The organism is Kitasatospora sp. NPDC056076, from assembly GCF_042266305.1.
Classification (GTDB): Bacteria; Actinomycetota; Actinomycetes; order Streptomycetales; family Streptomycetaceae; genus Kitasatospora.
Genome location: NZ_JBHJWG010000003.1, coordinates 173,780 through 193,056, shown reverse-complemented (window position 1 = coordinate 193,056; position 19,277 = coordinate 173,780). Strand labels below are relative to the sequence as shown.

At 73.4% G+C, this 19,277-nt stretch carries 15 protein-coding genes and 2 tRNA genes; 9 read left to right on the top strand and 8 right to left on the bottom strand.

Annotated features, from left to right (window positions below):
• Window positions 1-9: 9 nt before the first annotated feature.
• Entirely contained in the window at window positions 10-633 is a 624-nt protein-coding gene (snpA, locus tag ACFC1T_RS04280; RefSeq protein WP_375883311.1) for a snapalysin, read from the bottom strand.
• A 334-nt stretch (window positions 634-967) separates the two neighbouring features.
• Window positions 968-1,606, bottom strand: a complete 639-nt coding sequence (snpA, locus tag ACFC1T_RS04275; protein ID WP_375883310.1) for a snapalysin — start codon at window positions 1,604-1,606, stop codon at window positions 968-970.
• 285 nt (window positions 1,607-1,891) lie between these two features.
• Here snpA (ACFC1T_RS04275) and ACFC1T_RS04270 point away from each other — a divergent pair, with 285 nt between their 5' ends.
• Window positions 1,892-2,896 carry a LysR family transcriptional regulator gene (locus tag ACFC1T_RS04270; RefSeq protein WP_375883472.1) on the top strand — a complete coding sequence of 335 codons (1,005 nt, stop codon included), beginning with the start codon at window positions 1,892-1,894 and terminating at the stop codon, window positions 2,894-2,896.
• Here the strand turns inward: ACFC1T_RS04270 and ACFC1T_RS04265 are convergent.
• Entirely contained in the window at window positions 2,893-4,113 is a 1,221-nt protein-coding gene (locus ACFC1T_RS04265) for a low temperature requirement protein A (RefSeq protein WP_375883308.1), read from the bottom strand. The genes ACFC1T_RS04270 and ACFC1T_RS04265 overlap by 4 nt on opposite strands.
• Before the next feature lie 487 nt (window positions 4,114-4,600).
• Entirely contained in the window at window positions 4,601-6,307 is a 1,707-nt protein-coding gene (locus tag ACFC1T_RS04260) for an ABC transporter family substrate-binding protein (RefSeq protein WP_375883305.1), read from the bottom strand.
• A gap of 374 nt (window positions 6,308-6,681) precedes the next feature.
• Here ACFC1T_RS04260 and ACFC1T_RS04255 point away from each other — a divergent pair, with 374 nt between their 5' ends.
• From ACFC1T_RS04255 to ACFC1T_RS04240, 4 genes are all read left to right on the top strand, one after another.
• Complete coding sequence (locus ACFC1T_RS04255; RefSeq protein ID WP_375883303.1) at window positions 6,682-7,662, top strand: ABC transporter permease; 981 nt, start codon at window positions 6,682-6,684, stop codon at window positions 7,660-7,662.
• 15 nt (window positions 7,663-7,677) lie between these two features.
• Window positions 7,678-8,649 carry an ABC transporter permease gene (locus ACFC1T_RS04250; RefSeq protein ID WP_375883301.1) on the top strand — a complete coding sequence of 324 codons (972 nt, stop codon included), beginning with the start codon at window positions 7,678-7,680 and terminating at the stop codon, window positions 8,647-8,649.
• On the top strand, window positions 8,646-10,769 hold the full coding sequence (locus ACFC1T_RS04245; RefSeq protein ID WP_375883299.1) for a dipeptide ABC transporter ATP-binding protein: 2,124 nt from the start codon (window positions 8,646-8,648) through the stop codon (window positions 10,767-10,769). The genes ACFC1T_RS04250 and ACFC1T_RS04245 overlap by 4 nt, the downstream gene beginning before the upstream one ends.
• 84 nt (window positions 10,770-10,853) lie before the next feature.
• A tRNA-Lys gene (locus tag ACFC1T_RS04240) sits at window positions 10,854-10,927 on the top strand.
• A gap of 75 nt (window positions 10,928-11,002) precedes the next feature.
• On the opposite strand, the gene ACFC1T_RS04235 is transcribed toward ACFC1T_RS04240, so the two are convergent.
• Both ACFC1T_RS04235 and ACFC1T_RS04230 read right to left on the bottom strand, forming a co-directional pair.
• Window positions 11,003-11,878: an alpha/beta fold hydrolase gene (locus ACFC1T_RS04235; protein WP_375883296.1), complete on the bottom strand. Its 876-nt coding sequence runs from the start codon at window positions 11,876-11,878 to the stop codon at window positions 11,003-11,005.
• A complete protein-coding gene (locus tag ACFC1T_RS04230) occupies window positions 11,875-12,780 on the bottom strand; it encodes a DUF998 domain-containing protein (RefSeq protein WP_375883294.1) in 906 nt (301 codons plus the stop codon). Before ACFC1T_RS04230 ends, ACFC1T_RS04235 begins: the two co-directional genes overlap by 4 nt.
• 124 nt (window positions 12,781-12,904) lie before the next feature.
• On the opposite strand from ACFC1T_RS04230, the gene ACFC1T_RS04225 reads away from it, so the two are divergent.
• The 3 genes from ACFC1T_RS04225 (at window position 12,905) to ACFC1T_RS04215 (ending at window position 16,805) form a co-directional block, all read left to right on the top strand.
• A tRNA-Lys gene (locus ACFC1T_RS04225) sits at window positions 12,905-12,978 on the top strand.
• Window positions 12,979-13,201: 223 nt separating this feature from the next.
• Window positions 13,202-15,595 (top strand): transglycosylase domain-containing protein, encoded by a 2,394-nt coding sequence (locus tag ACFC1T_RS04220; protein WP_375883292.1) that lies wholly within the window; start codon window positions 13,202-13,204, stop codon window positions 15,593-15,595.
• Window positions 15,596-15,764: 169 nt separating this feature from the next.
• Window positions 15,765-16,805 (top strand): DMT family transporter, encoded by a 1,041-nt coding sequence (locus tag ACFC1T_RS04215; protein WP_375883290.1) that lies wholly within the window; start codon window positions 15,765-15,767, stop codon window positions 16,803-16,805.
• Here the strand turns inward: ACFC1T_RS04215 and lepB are convergent.
• On the bottom strand, window positions 16,768-17,580 hold the full coding sequence (gene lepB, locus ACFC1T_RS04210) for a signal peptidase I (protein ID WP_375883287.1): 813 nt from the start codon (window positions 17,578-17,580) through the stop codon (window positions 16,768-16,770). The genes ACFC1T_RS04215 and lepB overlap by 38 nt on opposite strands.
• Window positions 17,581-17,750: 170 nt before the next feature.
• The gene (locus ACFC1T_RS04205) at window positions 17,751-18,086 is read right to left on the bottom strand and encodes a chorismate mutase (protein ID WP_375883284.1); all 336 of its coding nucleotides are present in this window, start codon (window positions 18,084-18,086) and stop codon (window positions 17,751-17,753) included.
• Between the two features lie 239 nt (window positions 18,087-18,325).
• Between ACFC1T_RS04205 and ACFC1T_RS04200 the strand changes: the two genes are divergently transcribed.
• Window positions 18,326-18,751: an OsmC family protein gene (locus ACFC1T_RS04200; RefSeq protein ID WP_375883282.1), complete on the top strand. Its 426-nt coding sequence runs from the start codon at window positions 18,326-18,328 to the stop codon at window positions 18,749-18,751.
• The last annotated feature ends 526 nt before the right edge of the window (window positions 18,752-19,277 follow it).

The following is a 19,277-nucleotide window of genomic DNA, read 5'->3' as shown; positions in this document are numbered from 1 at the left end:
CGGGTACGGTCAGCCGCGGGCCCAGAGCGAGTTGACCCGGCTGCGCTCGGCGCTGTTCGGGTACGGGTTGGTGCAGGAGGTGCCGGGGCCGCCGCCCGACATCAGCTCGCTGCACGGGCCGGAGTAGTGGTCCGGCAGGCCGAGCACGTGCCCGGTCTCGTGCGCCGTCACCCGGACCGAGTTGTACTGCCGGTTCTGCTGGTAGTCGAGGAAGACGTAGCCGCGCCCGTGGCCGTCGGTGCTGGCGTAGGAGCCGCGGCTGTCGTTGCCCTCGTAGTAGCGGAAGTCGGCGTTGGAGCCGGCCTGCAGCCGGACGTTGCCGACCGAGCCGTTCCAGATCTGCGCGGCGTTGGCTATCTGGTTGCGGAAGGACGGCGCGGAGCTGGCGTCGTAGGTGACCACGACGGTGGCCAGGCCCGGGCTCGCGGCCTGCTTGGCCTTGGCGGAGGCCATCACGGCCTGGAAGAACGCCTGGTTGTCGGCCGCCTCCTGGGCCGAACCGGCGTACGTCGACGCGGTGTAGCCCTGGACGGCCGGGGCGGCCGGGGCGGCGGCGGCCGCGGTGGTGGGCAGCACGGCGAGGCCCGCCGCGAGGGCGAGGCCGAGGGTCGCGGACAGCACGGATCGCTTCATGTGGGGGCTCCTGAAGGGGTCCTGGAAGTGGGGGGTTCCGGTCCCGGGTGCCGCAGCCGGGTTGGGGGCCGGCTCGGGGGGCACCTGGCGACCGGGTGTCCCCAGAGCTTCGGGCAGCCCGGCGGCCCGGCGGATGATGTCAACCACCGATAGCCCGGTCCAATACCCCTGGCCCCCGCCGGATTCGGGCCGTCTTTTCCTCGTCTTGACCTAGCCATGCCCCTGGCATTCCGTTCCGGGGGCGGCTAGGCTCCGAGGCGGGGAAGTACCCATGCGGCGGGCCGCCCGTTTCCGGCCGGGCGGGCCGCCGCACCCGATTCACCTGCCGGGCAGGTCAGTTGGCCGCCGCCACGCCGTTCGCCCAGAGCGAGTCGACCTGCGCGCTCTCGTTGGCGTCGGGGTGCGCGTTGGTGCAGGACGTACCGGGGCCGTGGCCCGACATCAGTTCGCTGCACGGACCGGAGTAGTCGTCGGGCAGGCCGAGCACGTGCCCCGTCTCGTGGGCGACGATCCGGAGCGAGTAGTACTGCTGGGCCTGCTGGTGGTCGATGAAGATGTAGCCGTGCCCGTGTCCGTCGGTGCTGGCGTACGAGCCGTTCGGGTCGTCGCCCTCGTTGTACGAGAAGTCGCCGGTGCCGCCGCTCGCCTCCTGGAGCTGGACGTTGTGCACCGAGCTGTTCCAGATCTGCGCGGCGTTGGCGATGTCGCCGGCGAAGGAGGGGGCGTTGGAGGCGTCGTAGGTGACGGTGACGGTGGTCAGGCCGGGGTCGGCGGCCCGCTTGGCCTCGACGGAGGCCATCACGGCCCGGAAGAACGCCTGGTTGTTCGCGGCCTCCTCGGCCGAACCGGCGTACCTCGACGTGGTGTGGCCGTGGACGGCCGGGGCGGCGGGCGCGGCGACGGCGGTGGCGGGCAGGACCAGGGCGCCGGCGAGGGCCAGGCCCAGGGTCGCGGACAGCACGGATCGCTTCATGTGGGGGCTCCGGATTCCGGGGCGCGCCGGCCCGCCGGGGCCGGTGGGGGCCGGCCGTACGGTGGCGGCGCGCGGTGGGGGCCGTCCCGGCCGGGGCCGGGGCGGTGCGGTGTCCCCGAGCTTCGACCCGTCCGGGCCCGTCGCGGATGATGTCAACCGGCGATAGTCCGGCCGCATACCGGTGCCGCGTGCCGGGATCCGCCCTGCGGTCGGCCGCGCGGTCGGCCGTGCGGACCGTCGTGCGGTCCGTCGCTGCGCACTTGATTCTCTGTCATGTCCTTGGCGATGTGGCTCGGTGACGTCTATGCTCCCGTCGTGGAGCTCGACGTGAGACACCTCCGGGTGCTGTGCGCGATCGCCGACACCGGCAGCCTCCGCAAGGCCGCGCTCCAACTCGGCATGACCCAGCCCTCCCTCACCACCCAGCTGCACCGCATCGAACGGGCCATCGGCGGAACCCTGTTCACCCGCGAGCAGACCGGCAGCCGGCCCACCGCGCTCGGCCACTCGGTGCTGTCCCGGGCCCGGCCGGTGATCAGCGAGATGGCCGCCCTGGTCGCCGCCGCCCGGCAGGAGGCCCGCGACACCGCGGGGCCCGGCCGGCAGCGCCGGCTGCGGATCGGCAGCGTCGGCAGCCGGGCCGTCGCCGCCTGGCTGCGCCGGGTGCACGAGCGGCTGCCGGACACCGACACCACCATCCACGTCGACATCTCCGCCAGCGCGCTGCTGCGGATGGTCGCCTCCGACCAGCTGGACGTGGCCTTCGTGTACGAGAGCGAGGGCTTCCCGCTGCGGGTCCCGCCGGACGCCGAGCACCGGGTGCTGATGGCCCGCGAGCCGCAGTTCGTCGCGCTCGCCGCCGGGCACCCGGCCGCCGCCCGGCCGGTGGTCCACCTCGCCGACCTCGCCGAGGACACCTGGATGGTCGACCCGACCGCCGACCACGAGTACGCCGCGATGCGCCGGGTGTTCAGCGAGGCCGGGCTCAACCCCCGGGTGGTGCAGGTGCGGGACAACGCCACCGCCGCCGAGCTGGTCGCCTCCGGCGAGGCCGTCCGCCCCTGCCAGCCGACCTCGCTGCCCGGGCCCGGCACGGTGGTCCGCCCGGTGCACGGGGACCCGCTGGCCGTCCGGCTGCTGTTCACCTGGCGCCCCCGGGTGCTCAGCCAGCCCGCCCTGGACGCGCTCTACGGCGAACTGCGCGCCGCCTACCTGGACCTGGCCAAGGTCAACCCGGCCTACCTGGACTGGCTGGCCCGGCACGAGCCCTTCCTGCTGGAACGGGTCTAGACCTGCGCCCGCCGGTCCTCCCGGCCCTCCCGGCTGTGGACCAGCACCCCCACCGCGACCATCAGCGCGCACACCAGGCCCGCGGCCAGCACCCCGGAGCCGCCGAGCGCGGTGCAGGCCAGCACCAGCGCCGCCCCGAGCGGCGCGATCGACTGCGCGACCGGCCCGCGCTTGGTGTGCCGGGAGTGCAGGTACCAGACGGTCACCAGGTAGACCGCGGTCGGCACGGTGACCGTCGCGGTGGCGGCCGTCTCGGAGATCTCCGCCTTGTGCACGGCCGACTCCACCGCCACCTCCAGCCCGGTGCCGATCGCCGCCGCCGAGCCGAACACCAGGTAGTGCCCGTACCCCCACGCGAAAGCCTGCCGGTTGGAGCGCAGGTGGTCGTGGACCGGCCGGGCGAAGTAGATCCACCAGGCCGCGAAGCAGATCAGCAGCCCGCCGACCGCCACCGGCACCAGCCGGCCCAGCCCCTCGTGCTCGTCCACCGCCGACTGCACCGCCACCGTCGCGGCGGCCACCGTCTCGCCGAGCACGATCAGGGTGAACAGCCCGTACCGCTCGGCGATGTGGTGCGGGTGCCAGGTGGTCTGCGCCCGCAGCTCGGCGACCACCGGCACGGCGAGCTCGCACAGCACGCCGATCGGGATGACCACCGGCCGGGCGGCGTCCGGCAGCAGCAGCACCACCACCCAGCCGAGCTGGCACAGCGTGATCCCCGCCGCGTAGCGCAGCGCGACCCGGCGGGCCTCACCCTGTTCGCCGGACGCCGCGCGCAGCCACTGGGTGACCATCGCCAGGCGCATCACCACGTAGCCGGTGATCCCCAGTGTCAGGTCCTGGGTCTCGAACATCCTCGGCACCCCGGCGGCCAGGATCAGCACCCCGGCGATCTGCACCAGGGTGGTGACCCGGTACGGCACGTCGTCGCAGTCGTACGCGGAGGCGAACCAGGTGAAGTTCATCCAGGCCCACCAGATGGCGAAGAAGACCATCGTGTAGCCGCGCAGGCCCTCGCCGTAGTGCCCGGCGGCCAGGGAGTGGGCGAGTTCGCGACCGGCCTGGCCGACCGCGACCACGAAGCAGAGGTCGAAGAAGAGTTCCAGCGGGGTGGCGACCCGGTGCGGCTCGGCGCGGTCGCGCGGGACCATCCGGCGCACCGGGGGCGGGTCGACGTGCTGCGCTCGGGGTGCCTCGGCGGCGTGGTCACTGGCCATCGGTGCTGCTCCGGGGGTCGGGGCGGGGCGGGGGCGGCCCGGCTGGGCCCGCCGTCCCGCGCATCCTGGCAGTGGCCGGGGTCCGACGCACGCACCGGCGCGGGCGCGTGCGCCGGTGCGGCAACTCCGTTCGAACCCGGGCGCGATGCCCTCGTATGCCCCTTTTCTCCTTGCCGTCAGCGAGAGTTGACGCCCCGGTGCGCGAAGTGGGTGACAGCGCGGCGGGTTTCCGGGCGCGCCCCGCGCGCTGCGCCGCGACCGGCCCGGCGGCCCCGCTAGATTCGTCCCCGGTTGGAAGCGAGCACGGGCCCCTCGCGGGGCCCCACGACACGGGCGGCCTGCGGGCAACGCGGAAGGTCAAGGCCGGTGGCAGGACAGCGGGGGCGGCGTAGCCGGCCCACCCGTGTCCGCACCACCGGCCTCGTGATCACCGCGCTGCTCGCCAGCGCCTGCCGTGCGGTCGCCGTCGCCACCGCGACGGCCCGGGTCACTTCTCCCAGCCGACCTTGGTGTAGTCCTCCTGGGCGAGGCCGAAGGCCCCGTAGTTGGCGAGTCCCTTGCGGGTCGCCACCACGGCGGGCCGCTGGTAGAGCTCGACGGTGTGGCCGAGCTCCCAGATCTTCGCGTCAGCCTGGTTGTAGAGCTTCGCGGCCTCCGCCGGGTCGACCGTCCCGGCCGCCTTCTTCAACAGGTCGTCGATCTCCTGGCTGCCCAGGCGGGACGGGTTCTGGAAGGAGTTGTCGCCCACCGGCAGGCGGAAGTTGGCCAGGCTCTTGGAGTTCGGGAAGGAGTCGGTGTTGCGCCAGCTCGCGAGGTCGAACTTGCCCGGGGTCACGTACTTGGAGAAGAAGTCGTTGGCGGCCACCTTGTCCAGGTCGACCTTGACCCCGGCCGCCTGCCACATCGCCGCCGCCGCGGTGGCGAGGTCGAGCTGCGCCTGCACGGTGCCGTCGCTGAGCACCCAGTGCAGCTCCAGCGGCTTGCCGTCCTTGGTGCGCGGCTGACCGCTGCCGGCCTCCTTCCAGCCCGCGTCGTCCAGCTCCTTCTTGGCGGCGGCCAGGTCGAACCTGGCCCACTCGCCGGAGTTGTCCTGGTACCCGACCTGGTTGGGCATGATGATGTGGTTGCCGAGCGGCTTGAACTCGACCGGCACCCCGTTGTTGGCGATCTTGATCAGCGCCGAGCGGTCGAGCGCCTTGCCGAGCGCCTGGCGGACCTTCTGGTCCGCCAGCGCGCCGTTGCCGCCGAAGGAGATGTGCACCTCGTCCCACGGGCTGGCGGCCCGGATCACGGAGTCCTTGGCGTTCTTGAGCTGTCCGTACGCGGCGGCGGTGCTGGCCGCGGCGAGGTCGATCTCGTTGTTCAGGTAGGCCTGGATGCTCGCCGACTTGTCCATCACCCGGAAGGTGATCCGGTCCAGCTTGGGCCTGGTCCCCCACCAGGCCGGGTCCGGGACGAGGGTGAGGGTCTGCGCGGTCTTGTCGGCCGTCCCGATCTTGAACGCGCCCGCGGTGATCGGGATCTTCTCCACCCAGGCCTTGTTGAAGTCGTCCGGGGTCGAGATCGCCGCCGCCGGGATGAGCGGGCGGAACAGGCCCTGCCAGTCCGCGTACGGCTGGGCGAAGGTCACCTTCACCTCGGTCGGGTCGGCGCCCTGCTCGACCGCGGAGATCAGCTCGTAGCCGGACGGGTCGGCGATGTTGTACGCCGGGTCCTTGCCGTTGCTGGTCTGCCAGTCCGCCTTGAAGTCCAGGTAGCTGAGCGGCTTGCCGTCCGACCACTTGGCCTTGGGGTTCAGCTTGTAGGTGACCACCTGCGGCGAGGTCGAGGTGACCTTGGCGTCCACCAGGTAGTTCGCGTTCGGCTGGAAGGTGCCGGAGGCGTCGGTGCTGAACAGCGTCGGCTCCACGGCACGGATCAGGCTCACCGTGTCGGTGTACGAACCGCCGTCCACCTGGAGCGGGTTCCACTGGGCGATCCACTGGTCCAGCTGGAACCGCACCTCGCCGCCGTCCTTGACCTGGTCCAGCGGCTTGGCGTTGATGTCCTGGGAGTCCTGTCTCGGCGGCGCGCTCTTCGCCACGTCCGCGCCCGAACCGCCCCCGCCCGAGGTGCACGCGGTGGCCGCCAGCACGACGGCGACGGCGAGGGCGGTCGCCCGGCCGAGGCGACGGGCGGTGCTGGAAGCGTCCATGAGGGTCCCCCTGGGATCGGTGGCAGGCGTCGGGCGGGCGTCACGGGCCGGGTTCGTCCGGTTCGTGACACGAGTTGGGGCGTACGAGGCATGACCGGGCTTGAGCGTGGGCACTCAATCCGGCACCGAGCCAGAGGAACGTAACAGCGGATCAGATCCGCCACCAGGGGGAGGAGCGGACGCCTGATCAAAAAGTCACACAGGGACATCCCGCCGCAACATCGCAGCCGCACCCCGGTGCCAGACTGCGACCTGCGCGTTCCCCAACTCCCCCGCTCCCCTTGCCACCTGACGCCCTGACCGGGCTCCGACCGAAGGCCACCCCCGATGCCCACCAGACGCGTCGCCCCCGCCCCCGCCCCGGGCCGCCGCTGATGCTCCGCTACCTGTCGAAACGGCTGAGCTACTACGCGGCGCTGCTGCTCGCCGCCGTGTTCCTGGCCTACGCGATATCCGCCGGCGCCCTGCAACCGCGCACCTACTTCGACGCCAAGGTGCCGCGCCCGGCCGCCGAATCGGTCGAACGCCAGCTCACCGCGCTCAACCTGAACGACCACACCCCGGTCGTCGAACGCTTCGGCCACTGGGCCGGCGGCCTGCTCCACGGCGACCTCGGCCGGACCATCCACGACACCCCGGTCAACGACGACTTCGGCCGCCGGGTCTGGGTCTCGCTGCGCCTGCTGCTGATCGGCAGCCTGCTCGGCACCGTCCTCGGCGTCGCCGCCGGGGCCTGGAGCGCCGTGCGCCAGTACCGGATCTCCGACCGGGTGCTCACCGTGCTGTCCTTCGTCCTGCTCTCCACCCCGGTCTTCCTGGTCGCCCTCCTGCTCAAGAACGGCGCGATCGCCGCCAAGGACGCGGCCGGCCACGACGTCGTCCCGTTCACGGGCTACGAGACCCCCGGACTGGCCGGCGGCCTCGGCACCCACCTCGCCGACTGGGCCCTGCACCTGCTGCTGCCCACCGTCTCGCTCGCCCTCGGCGGCCTCGCCACCTACAGCCGCTACCAGCGCGGCACCATGCTCGACGTGCTCGGCTCCGACTACCTGCGCACCGCCGAGGCCAAGGGCCTCACCCGGCGCCGGGCCCTGCTCAAGCACGGACTGCGCACCGCCGTGATCCCCATGTCGACGATGTTCGCCTACAGCTTCCTGGGCATCTTCACCGGCGCGATCTTCACCGAGACCATCTTCGGCTGGCACGGCATGGGCGAGTGGCTGATCCAGTCGATCAACGAACAGGACGTCAACTCCGTAGTGGCGATCAACCTGTTCACCGCCGTCGTCGTGCTCGCCTCCGGCTTCCTCGCCGACACCCTGCACGCCGCCCTCGACCCGCGCGTGCGGTCCTGACCGGAGGAAGCCGAGATGACCGTCGCCGCCACCGCCGCCACCCCGACCCCCGACCCCGCGCACGGACCCGCGAACGCCTCCGCCCCCGCCGGCGCTCCCCGGGCCGGCGGACGGGGCCGGCTCGTCCTGGCCCGCCTGCTCGCCGCCCGCGGCGCCGTGGCCGGGGCCGTGCTGATCCTGCTGCTGTTCGTCCTCGCCTTCGGCGGGCCGTACCTGACGCCCTGGGACTACGCCGCCCCCGACTTCACCGCCCTGCACCAACCCCCTTCCGGCGCCCACTGGTTCGGCACCAACGGGGTCGGCCAGGACGTGTTCGCCCAGACCGTCCGCGGACTGCAGAAGTCACTGATCATCGGCCTGCTGGTGGCGCTCTTCTCCACCGCGCTGGCCTCCCTGGTCGGCGCCTGCGCCGGCTACTTCGGCGGCTGGACCGACCGGGCGCTGATGTTCCTGGTCGACCTCATGCTGGTCTTCCCCAGCTTCCTGATCATCACCGTGGTCTCGCCCCGGCTGCGCAGCAGCGGCTGGATCGCCTTCGTGCTGCTGCTCGCCCTGTTCAACTGGATGATCACCGCCCGGGTGGTCCGCTCGATGACCGTCTCCCTGCGCGAGCGCGAATTCGTCCGCGCCGCGCGGTTCATGGGCGTCCGGCCGCTGCGGATCATCACCCGGCACATCCTGCCGAACGTCGCCTCCTTCCTCATCGTCGACGCCACCATCGCGGTCGGCGGCGCGGTGATGAGCGAGACCGCGCTCTCCTACTTCGGCTTCGGCGTCCGGCCGCCGGACGTCTCGCTCGGCACCCTGCTCGCCGCCGGAACCGGCGAGGCCCCGGTGTTCCCCTGGATGTTCTACTTCGCGGCCGGACTGCTGGTGCTGTTCGTGCTCGCCGTCAACCTGGTCGGGGACGGGCTCCGCGACGCCCTCGACCCCACCGCCGGGGGCGCGCCGCGCCGTACCCGCCGCCTTCGGAGGAAGCAGAAGTGAGCACCGCGGAAGCAGAAGTGACCACCGCCGTCGAGACCCCGCTGCTCGCCGTCCGGGACCTGCGGGTGGACTTCGCCGGCCCGCACGGACCGGTGCCCGCCGTACGCGGGGTGGACCTCACCCTGCGCCGCGGCGAGACCCTCGGCATCGTCGGCGAGTCCGGCTCCGGGAAGTCCGTCACCGCGCTGTCCGTGCTCGGGCTGCTGCCGGGCACCGCCCGGATCGCGGGCTCGGTGCGGCTGGACGGCCGGGAACTGGTCGGCCTGCCCGGCAGGGAACTCGCCGCGATCCGCGGCCGCCGGGTCGCCATGGTGTTCCAGGACCCGCTGTCCGCCTTCACCCCGGTCTACCGGATCGGCGACCAGATCGCCGAGGCCGTCCGGATCCACCAGCCGGTCGACCGGGCCACCGCCCGCCGCCGGGCCGCCGAACTCCTCGACCTGGTCGGCATCCCGGCACCCGACCGGGCCCTGGACAGCTTCCCCCACGAGTTCTCCGGCGGCATGCGCCAGCGCGCCATGATCGCCATGGCCATCGCCAACCAGCCCGACATCCTGCTCGCCGACGAGCCCACCACCGCGCTGGACGTCACCATCCAGGCCCAGGTGCTCGACGTGCTGCGCACCGCCCGGCAGGAGACCGGCGCGGCGCTCGTCCTGGTCAGCCACGACCTCGGGGTGATCGCCGGGGCGGCCGACCGGGTCGCCGTGATGTACGCGGGCCGGGTGGTCGAGACCGCCGGGGTGGACGAGCTGTTCGCGGCGCCGCGCCACCCGTACACCCTCGGACTGATCGGCGCGCTGCCCCGGCTGGACGGGCGCGGCGGCCCGCTGGTGCCGATCCCCGGCGCCCCGGCGCCGATGGCCGAACTGCCGCCCGGCTGCCCGTTCGCCGCGCGCTGCCCGCTCGCGGAGGAGCGCTGCTCGACGGCCGAGCCCGAGCTGGTGGGCACCGAGGCCGGACCGGCGGGCCCGGACGGCCACCTGGCCGCGTGCGTGCGGTCGGCGGAGCTGGCCGAGCGGCGGCCCGCGCCGAGCGAGGTGTACCCCGTGCCGGAGCTGCCCCCGGGGCCCGCCGCCGGGGACCGCTCGGCCCGGCCGCAGGTGCTCTCGGTGACCGGGCTGGGCAAGACCTTCCCGCTGCTCAAGGGCACGGTGTTCAAGCGGAGGGTCGGCGAGGTCTACGCGGTGGACGGCGTCGACCTGGACCTGCGCCAGGGCGAGACCCTCGGCCTGGTCGGGGAATCCGGCTCGGGCAAGTCCACCACGCTGTTCGAGCTGCTGAGCCTGGGCGCCCCGGAGACCGGCCGGATCGAGCTGCTCGGCCACGACACCGCCCGGCTCACCCGGGCCGAGGCCCAGCGGCTGCGCTCCGAACTGCAGATCGTCTTCCAGGACCCGATGGCCAGCCTCGACCCCCGGATGCCGGTCGGCGACATCGTCGCCGAGCCGCTGCGCGCCCAGCACGCCCCGCGCGAGGAGACCGCCCGCCGGGTGCCCGAGCTGCTCCGCCAGGTCGGGCTCGACCCGGACCACGCGGTCCGCTACCCGCACCAGTTCTCCGGCGGGCAGCGCCAGCGGATCTCCATCGCCCGAGCCCTCGCCGTCCGGCCCAAACTGCTGGTGCTGGACGAACCGGTCTCCGCCCTGGACGTCTCGATCCAGGCCGGGGTGCTCAACCTGCTCCAGTCGCTCAAGGCCGAACTCGGGCTGTCCTACCTGTTCGTCTCGCACGACCTCTCGGTGATCCGGCACCTCGCCGACCGGGTCAGCGTGATGTACCTCGGCCGGACGGTCGAGCAGGGCCCGGTCACCAGCGTCTTCGAACGGCCCCGCCACCCGTACACCCGGGCGCTGCTCTCCGCCGTACCGCTGCCCGACCCCGCCGCCGAACGGGCCCGCGACCGCATCCTGCTGGCCGGCGACCCGCCCTCCCCCACCGAGCGCCGCACCGGCTGCCCGTTCCGCACCCGCTGCCCGCTCTACGCCGGGCTCGCGGACGCCACGGCCCGGGCGCGCTGCGAGCAGGAGCGGCCGGGCCTCGACGGCGACCGGGCGGGGGCCGGAGCGGGAGCCGGGGCGGAGAGCGACCACCGGGCCGCCTGTCATCACCCGGGGTGACGACGGAATCCTCACCTCCGGTGACCGGCCGCATACGATTCGGCAGAACGGCTTGCCGACGTGTACTGTCTTCCACGTCAGCAAGCGCCGCTAGCTCAGTTGGTTAGAGCAGCTGACTCTTAATCAGCGGGTCCGGGGTTCGAGTCCCTGGCGGCGCACAGACAGCCGGAAGGCCTTTCGCGAGAGCGAAGGGCCTTCCGGCGTTTCCAGGCGTTTCCGTGCTTCCGGCGCCGTCAGCGGGTGTCGAGGACGGCGGAGGCCACCGCGTCCGGACGGTCGAACATCACCAGGTGCCCGGCCGGCGCCGTGGTCCGGAAGTCCGCCCCGAGCAGCGTCGCGAGCCCCCGCTGGTCGGCCAGCCAGGACTCGGCCCGGCTGGTCCGGCAGCCGTCGTCGGCGGCCAGCACGGTGATCGGCAGGTCCTCGGGCAGCGGCCGGGCCCGGCGCAGCGCGTCCAGCTCGGCGGCCATGTCGAGGTAGCGCCCGTTCTCCCGGAGCAGCGCGCGCAGTGCCCGTCCGGTGCGGTAGCAGTGCCGGACCAGCGGCGGCGGGGCCAGGTCCTCCCGGCGGACGGTGGACAGCCGGGCGGTCACCCGGCGGGCGGTCGGGCCGAGCAGGTACGGGACGGCGAGGGCGGTCGCGGCACCCGCCACCGCCCGGGCCGCCAGGTCCCGTACGGCCGGTGCCGGGTACGGGCGGGCCGCCGCTTCGACGCTGCCGTCGACCAGGACCAGCCCGGCGGTCCGCTCGGGGTGCAGCCGGGCGAAGGCCTCCGCGTGGAAGCCCGCGAGCGAGTGGCCGACCACCGTGCAGGGCCCGCCCAGCCCGAGGCCGTCCAGCACCGCGCGGATCCGGTCGGCCTCGCCGGCCACCGTCGGGGCGGGCCGCCGCCCGGTGGCCGGTTCGGCGGCGCTGAGCCCGTAACCGGGCCGGTCGAAGCGGACCACGGTGCGGTACGGGGTGAGGAACGGGACGACGAGGTCCCAGTCGAACCAGCTGCTGCCGAGGCCGCCGGTGAGCAGGCAGAGCGGGCCGCTGCCCTCGGTACGGACGTGCAGCGGGACGCCGTCGACGCGCAGGAAGCGGGCGCGGACCGCGGGCGCGCTCACGTCGGTCTCCGGTCGGCGGCCTCCGGGGTGCCCGGCGTGTCCTGGGTGTCCTGGGCGCCCTGGTTGCCCTGGGCCTCCGGGGCGGGCAGCGCCTGCGGGTCGGACGAGCGGGCGACGGCCACGGCCAGGACGGCCAGCCAGAGCGCGACCAGCAGCACCTGCAACCGCTGCCCGGCACCGAGCGCCCAGGTGCCGCGACCGGCCTGGAAGGCGGCGATCGCGCCGAGGCTCCAGCCGGTGGCCAGCAGTTCGGCGCCGAGCAGCCAGGGCCCGAGCCGGCGCACCGCCGGCCAGCGGTGCCGTCGGCGGGCGAGGACGGTGAGCGCGACCAGTGCGGTGAGCGCGCCCAGCATGGCGAGGCTGCTGGTGACGGCGTGGGCGGTGTGGGTGGCGGGGACCAGTCCGGCGGTCTCCCGGGCCGCGCACATCTCGTCGCTGGTGGGGGCGCAGCTGAGCGGCAGCCGGGAGTCGGCGGCGGTGGCGGCGCCGAACAGGGCCAGGGCGGACCAGCCGACCAGCGCCCAGCGGTCCCGGCCGGGGGCCGAACGGTCCTGGCCGGGGGCCGCGGCGCGTCGACCGGGTGGCGCGGCGTTCCGGGCCTGCCCGGTGGCGAGGGCGGTGAGGGCGGCGGCGAGCACGCTGAGCCCGGCCGCGAGGTCGGTGGCCCGGAAGAGACCGCCGAGCGGCTGGTCCTCGGCGGCGAGTTCGCTGATGTACGCCTGCACCGGGTCGAGCCCGGTGCTGAGCACGACCTCCAGCACCCACGCGGTGTACGCCACCGCGCTGAGCAGCAGCAGGGCGGCGACCGCGGTCCGCGCGCGCCGGTCCGACGGCCGACGGCGCCGGGAGGGCGGCCGCGGGTGGGTTCGGGGGCGGGGGTGTCCGGGCGGAGGGCTGGGCACGTTTCCACCCTAACCGGGCAGGAACTCCGCCCCAACCGGGAGGAAACGGTCACCCCGGAGCCTGGCGGAACCGCCGCGGTGCGAGGCACCCCCGGGAACCGTGTATTGTTTTCCAGGTCAGCAGGCGCCGCTAGCTCAGTTGGTTAGAGCAGCTGACTCTTAATCAGCGGGTCCGGGGTTCGAGTCCCTGGCGGCGCACAGACAGTTGGGGAGCCTCTCGCAGCAGCGAGGGGCTCCCCGATTTTTTGGCCCTCGATGTCCGTTTTATGTGTGATGTCGGTCTCGATTGCCGTTCCGGTGGAGCCATGGGGCCCGCCCGGCTCGTCCAGGGCAGTAAACCGGAATCGGGACAAAGGTCCCTAACCGCCGATGTCCCCGTCCGTGCAGGCTGGCCCGGTCCGCCCGCAGGAAAGGCCGCGCCTTGTTCCGAAACGCCCAGAGCGGCCGGCCGCCGATCGGCCTCCCGCCGGTCAAGCGACTCAAGCGCTCCACCCCCACCCCCGGCGGCAAGAAGCCGCGCCGCCCCAAGCGCACCGGCTGGCGCCGGCTGATACCCACCTGGCGGATGACGCTGCTCGGCCTCGCTTCGGCGCTGCTGCTCGGCGTCGGCCTGTTCGCCCTGGGGGTCGCGCTGGTGAAGGTGCCCGACGCGCACGCCGCGGCGACCGCGCAGAGCAACACCTGGCTCTACTCCGACGGCTCGGTGATCACCCGCACCGGCCAGACCAACCGGCAGAACGTCGGCCTGGACAAGGTCTCCCCCGCCGCCCAGCACGCGGCGCTGGCCGCCGAGGACCGCAACTTCTACAACGAGGGCGCCGTCAACGTGCAGGGCCTGGTCCGGGCCGCCCTCAACACCGCCAAGGGCGAGGGCACCCAGGGCGGCTCCACCATCACCCAGCAGTACGTGAAGAACACGTACCTGGACCAGAAGCAGTCCGTCACCCGCAAGGTGAAGGAGCTCTTCATCGCCATCAAGGTGGACGCCACCGAGAGCAAGGACGACGTCCTCTCCGGCTACCTGAACACCTCGTACTACGGCCGCGGCGCCTACGGCATCCAGGCCGCCGCCCAGGCGTACTTCGGCATCGACGCCTCCGCACTCAGCCCGGCCCAGGGCGCCTACCTGGCCACCCTGCTGAACGCCCCGAGCGCCTACGACGTGGCCACCGCGACCCCGGCGGGCAAGCAGAACGCCGTCAACCGCTGGAACTACGTCATGGACGGCATGGTCAAGGAGGGCTGGCTCGGCGCCGACGAGCGGGCCAAGGACACCTTCCCGGACGTCAAGGACCCGCAGCCCAACCCGGGCCTGTCCGGCCAGTCCGGCTACCTGGTGAACGCGGCCACCCAGTACCTGACCTCGAACAACATCATCAGCGAGACCGAGCTGGCCAAGGGCGGCTACACGATCAAGCTGAGCATCGACCCGACCCGCCAGCAGGCCCTCCAGGACTCCGTCCAGGCGCAGCTGCACGACACCCTGAACCCGGACAAGCGGAAGAAGGACGCGGCCGCCCAGGCCGGCGCCGTCTCCGTCGACCCGAAGACCGGTGCGGTGGTCGCCCTGTACGGCGGCGTCGACTACGTGAAGCACTACGTGGACAACGCGACCCGGCGCGACTACCAGGCCGGTTCGACCTTCAAGGCGATCGCGCTGGCCGCCGCCTTCGAGAACAACGCCAAGACCCAGGACGGCCGGACCGTCACCCCGCGCACCGTCTACGACGGCACCAGCGGCCGTAAGGTCCGCGGCGGCAAGGGCACCCCGTACGCGCCGCCGAACGAGGGCGACGTCAGCTACGGCCAGATCACCCTGCAGCAGGCCATCGACAAGTCGGTGAACTCGGTGTTCGCCCAGCTCGCGCAGGACACCGGGCTGCAGAAGGTCAAGGACACCGGCATCGCGCTGGGCCTGCCCGCCGGCACCCCGGGCCTGGACCCGGTGCCCTCCATCCCGCTGGGTGCGGCCACCCCGAGCGTGCTCGACATGGCCGGCGTGTACGCCACCCTGGACAACGGCGGCAAGCAGATCACCCCGTGGCTGGTGCAGTCGGTGGACCGCGCCGGCGAGGCCGTGCAGCTGCCCGCGCACAAGACCACCCAGGCGATCAGCGCGGACACCGCCAACCAGGTCACCTCGATGCTCCAGGGCGTCGTGAGCGACCCGGGCGGCACCGGCTTCCGGGCCCAGGCGCTGGGCCGCCCGGTCGCGGGCAAGACCGGCACCACCGACGACCAGAAGTCCGTCTGGTTCGTCGGCTACACCCCCGAGCTGGTCACCTCGGTCGCGCTGTTCGGCCAGGACCCGGGCACCGGCGCCCAGGTCAGCCTGAGCGGCGTCGGCGGGATCAACGGCGCCGCGGGCGGCCAGTTCCCGGCCCAGATCTGGACCGCCTACATGAAGGCCGCGCTCAAGGGCCAGCCGGTCAGCGACTTCCCGACCCCGGCGGACGGCGGCGACTCCGGCGCCTCCGACCTGCCGACGTCCCCGAGCACGCCGAGCAGCACCCCCTCGACCGGCAGCGCCACGCCGACCACCGGCGCGGGCAGCCAGCAGGGCGACGGCTCGGGCACCGGCTCCACCGGCACCGGCTCGGGCGGCGACTCCGGTTCCGGCGGGACGGGCACCGGTCCGACCACCGCCCCCACCACCGCCCCGACCACCCAGCCCACCTCACGGCCCACCGGCCGACCGACGACCAAGCCGACGCCGACCACCAAGCCGACCACCGACCCCACCGGTCAGCCCACCACCCAGCCCACCGGCGAGGCGGGCGGGGGCACCGGTACGGGGACGGGATCCGGGGGCTGATCGCCGCCCCGCTCCGCCCGCGCCGCGCGCGCATCTCGGCCGGACCACCGACCTCGGGTCGGCGGTCCGGCCGAGGTGCGTCACCGCGCCTCTACGGACAGTTCAGACCAGGACCAAATGCCGAAATGGCGCCTTACCGCGACATCGGTACGACTGTCACAATGCGCCAGTGCACAGATCAACGGCCTCGCCCACCCTCCCTTCGGGCAGAACCCTCGGCCTCGGCCTCGCGCTGGTCTCCGCCTTCGCCTTCGGCGGCTCCGGCACCGCGGCCAAGCCACTGATCGAGGCCGGACTCTCCCCCCTGCACGTGGTGTGGCTCCGGGTCACCGGGGCGGCCGTAGCCCTCCTCCCGATCGCCTACCGGCACCGCGACGCCGTCCTGCGCCGCCCCGGCCTGCTGATCGGCTTCGGCCTGCTCGCCGTGGCCGGCGTCCAGGCCTGCTACTTCGCCGCGATCTCCCGCATCCCGGTCGGCGTCGCCCTGCTCATCGAGTACCTCGGGCCGCCGCTGCTGATCGGCTACGTCAAGTTCGTGCAGCGCAAGCCGATCAGCCGGGGCGCGGCCGTCGGCGCCGGCGTCGCGGTGGCCGGGCTGGCCTGCGTGGTGGAGGTCTGGAACGGCCTGGGCTTCGACGCGCTGGGCGTGCTGTTCGCCCTCGGCGCGGCCTGCTGCCAGGTCGGCTACTTCCTGCTCGCCGACGCCGGCCGCCGGGGCGACCGCCCGGTCGACCCGCTGGCCGTCAGCGCGTACGGGCTGCTGGTCGGCGCCGTCCTGCTCACCGTCCTCACCCGGCCCTGGCAGGCCGACTGGGGCCTGCTGGGCGGGTCCGTGGTGATGAACGGGCACAGCCTGCCCGCCCTGATCCCCGCCGCCTGGATGGTCCTGATCGCGACCGTGCTCGCCTACCTGACCGGCGTGGTCTCCGTCGGGTACCTCTCGCCGCCGATCGCGGGGGTGGTGGCCAACCTGGAGGCGGTGGTCGCCACCGTGCTGGCCTGGGTCCTGCTCGGCGAGCACCTGGGGCTGCCGCAGGTCGCGGGCGGTCTGCTGGTCCTGGCGGGCGCCTTCGTCGCGCAGACGAGCCGACCGGCGGTGGCGGAGACGGAGGAGCCGGTCGAGGCGGTGGAGCCGGTCGAGGCGGTCGAGGCGGTCGAGGCGGCGGCCGGGGTCAGCGGCCGGTCCAGCCGAACCAGTCGAGGTGACTGACCGGCCACACCACGGCCGACACCGGGCCCACCACGTTGCCCACCGGCACGGCGCCGCCGCCCGGCCCCTGCCGGTGCCAGCGCGAGTCCGCCGAGTCGCTGCGGTGGTCGCCCTCGACCCAGATGTAGCCCGAGGGCACCTTCACCGGGCCGAAGTCCAGCCCCGCACAGGAGTCGTCGCCGGGGTGGAGGTACGGCTCGTCGACCTTCCTGCCGTCCACGGTCAGCGTGGTGCCCGTGCACTGCACGGTCTGGCCGCCGGTCGCGATGACCCGCTTGACCAGGTAGTTGTCGTCCTTCGGCGGCACCAGCCCGACGAAGCTCAGCACCGAGCTCACGGTGTTGGTCAACGGGTTGGTGTCGACCGGCTGCGGCGGCAGCCAGTTCCCCGGGTCCTTGAACACCACCGGCTGCCCCGGCTCCGGCGTCCAACCGGTCAGCGGCGCGAGCTTGTTCACGCCGACCCGGTCACCGACCCGCAGGGTGTTCTCCATCGAACCGGACGGGATGGTGAAGACCTGGAACAGGCAGGTCTTGATCAGCAGGGCGACCAGCAGGCCGACCGCCGCCATCGCCGGTATCTCGATCCACCACGGCCGGGGACGGCGCCCCGCCCGGCGGGCCTTGCGGCCGCGCGACCCCCCGGCCCGGCGGCGGGCCTCGGCGCGCCCACCGGACGCGCCCGGAGCGGGCGGTCCGTCCTGGACGTCCCGGGCGGCTGGTACGGCGGATCCGCTGGGAGCTCCGCTCGGCGTTTCGGGCAGGTTCACCGCCATCGTCGCTGCTCCACCTCTCCGGCTGGGGAAACCTGCACGCTACGCCAACCGGGGAGCCGCACGAAATCCGGGACTTAGCCGCCTCCGACATCGCGGCGGCACCTCGGAACACGTCCGGAGCAGGTCCGGAGGAGACGTGCAGGAGGTCCGCAGCGACCGCTCGGCCGGGTTCAGGCGCGGGCGATGGCCTCGTGGTGCCTGATGACCTCGGCGATGATGAAGTTCAGGAACTTCTCCGCGAAGACCGGGTCGAGCTTGGCCCCGGCGGCCAGCTCCCGCAGCCGCTTGATCTGGTCCCGCTCCCGGGCCGGATCGGCCGGCGGCAGCTTGTGCTCGGCCTTGAGGCGGCCGACCCGCTGGGTCGCCTTGAAGCGCTCGGCCAGCATGTGGACCACCGCGGCATCGATGTTGTCGATGCTCTCGCGCAGGCTGGTCAGTTCGGCCCGCACCGCGTCGTCGATCCCCTCGGGCGCGCCGGCGGCGGGGGTCGTGGGCTGGTCCGTCATCGGGGCGGCTCCCGGTGTCTGGGGTGGTCACCCGACCGTACGGCGGCCGGGCTCGGACCCCGGCAAATCTAACAGGGCTCCCGCACCGGACCGGCACCGTCCGGGGAACCGTCCAGCATCCGGACGGCGGGAGGAGGCGCCGGCGGCCACCCGGCTCCACGGCGGGGCTTCCCCTAGTCTGGTGCGTGCATGACCGGACGTGACGACTCAGCAGTCCCTCAGCACTGGAGGAACCGATCGTGGCAACCACCCGCACCGCCCGCACGGCCTGGGAGGGCGACCTCCTGCACGGCAAGGGGCAGGTGACCTTCGCCTCCTCCGGGATCGGCGAGTACCCCGTCTCCTGGCCGGCCCGCGCCGAGGAGCCCAACGGCAAGACCAGCCCCGAGGAACTCATCGCGGCCGCCCACTCCGCCTGCTTCTCGATGGCCCTCTCCAACGGCCTCGCCAAGGCCGGCAACCCGCCCACCACGCTGGACACCCAGGCCGACGTCACCTTCCAGCCCGGCACCGGCATCACCGGGATCCACCTGACCGTCACCGGTGCGGTGCCCGGACTGGACGAGGCCGGCTTCGTGAAGGCCGCCGAGGACGCGAAGGCCAACTGCCCGGTCAGCCAGGCCCTGACCGGCACCACCATCACCCTCACCGCCAAGCTGGCCTGACCGCCGCCCCGGCCCGTCCGGGGCGCACTCCGACCCCGCACCCGGCGCGCAACCGGCGTCCGGGGGCGCGCCAGCGGCGCACGCGCTCCCGGTGCACCTCATGTGAGGTGTACCGGGGGCGTCCGAACGTTCCACCACGCATGATCACAAACGGGGCGAATCACCCTGCCGGCGGTCACGGCGCGTTGCCGTCGCGGCCTATGATCGGCCGCAGCGCCCTGTTCTCCACCCGGGTCCCCGCGCGACAGCGCCCCACGGCGGACGCCCCGCAGCGGACCGGCCCCGAGGCCCCGACAGAGTGCGGAGCCGGCCGCCGGGATCCCGACCGGCCAGGCAGACCATCGTCAAGCGTCAGCAGCGGACGGGAGCATGCCGTGCCGGGCCAGAACGAGGGGGCCGACGCACACCACCCAGGCGTGCGACACGAGGAATCGTCACACCACCGCTCGTCCCACCACCGCCTCCTCACCGCGCCGGTCCTCCAACCGGTGGGCCTCGATCAGGTGGGCCTCGAACCGGTGGGCCT

Excerpts from the sequence above, each read along its gene's own strand:
- snpA (WP_375883311.1), bottom strand. The coding sequence starts at position 633 with ATGAAGCGATCCGTGCTGTCCGCGACCCTCGGCCTCGCCCTCGCGGCG.
- snpA (WP_375883310.1), bottom strand. The coding sequence starts at position 1,606 with ATGAAGCGATCCGTGCTGTCCGCGACCCTGGGCCTGGCCCTCGCCGGC.
- ACFC1T_RS04250 (WP_375883301.1), top strand. The coding sequence starts at position 7,678 with ATGACCGTCGCCGCCACCGCCGCCACCCCGACCCCCGACCCCGCGCAC.
- ACFC1T_RS04260 (WP_375883305.1), bottom strand. The coding sequence starts at position 6,307 with ATGGACGCTTCCAGCACCGCCCGTCGCCTCGGCCGGGCGACCGCCCTC.
- ACFC1T_RS04265 (WP_375883308.1), bottom strand. The coding sequence starts at position 4,113 with ATGGCCAGTGACCACGCCGCCGAGGCACCCCGAGCGCAGCACGTCGAC.
- ACFC1T_RS04270 (WP_375883472.1), top strand. The coding sequence starts at position 1,892 with ATGTGGCTCGGTGACGTCTATGCTCCCGTCGTGGAGCTCGACGTGAGA.
- lepB (WP_375883287.1), bottom strand. The coding sequence starts at position 17,580 with ATGGCGGTGAACCTGCCCGAAACGCCGAGCGGAGCTCCCAGCGGATCC.
- ACFC1T_RS04205 (WP_375883284.1), bottom strand. The coding sequence starts at position 18,086 with ATGACGGACCAGCCCACGACCCCCGCCGCCGGCGCGCCCGAGGGGATC.
- ACFC1T_RS04255 (WP_375883303.1), top strand. The coding sequence starts at position 6,682 with ATGCTCCGCTACCTGTCGAAACGGCTGAGCTACTACGCGGCGCTGCTG.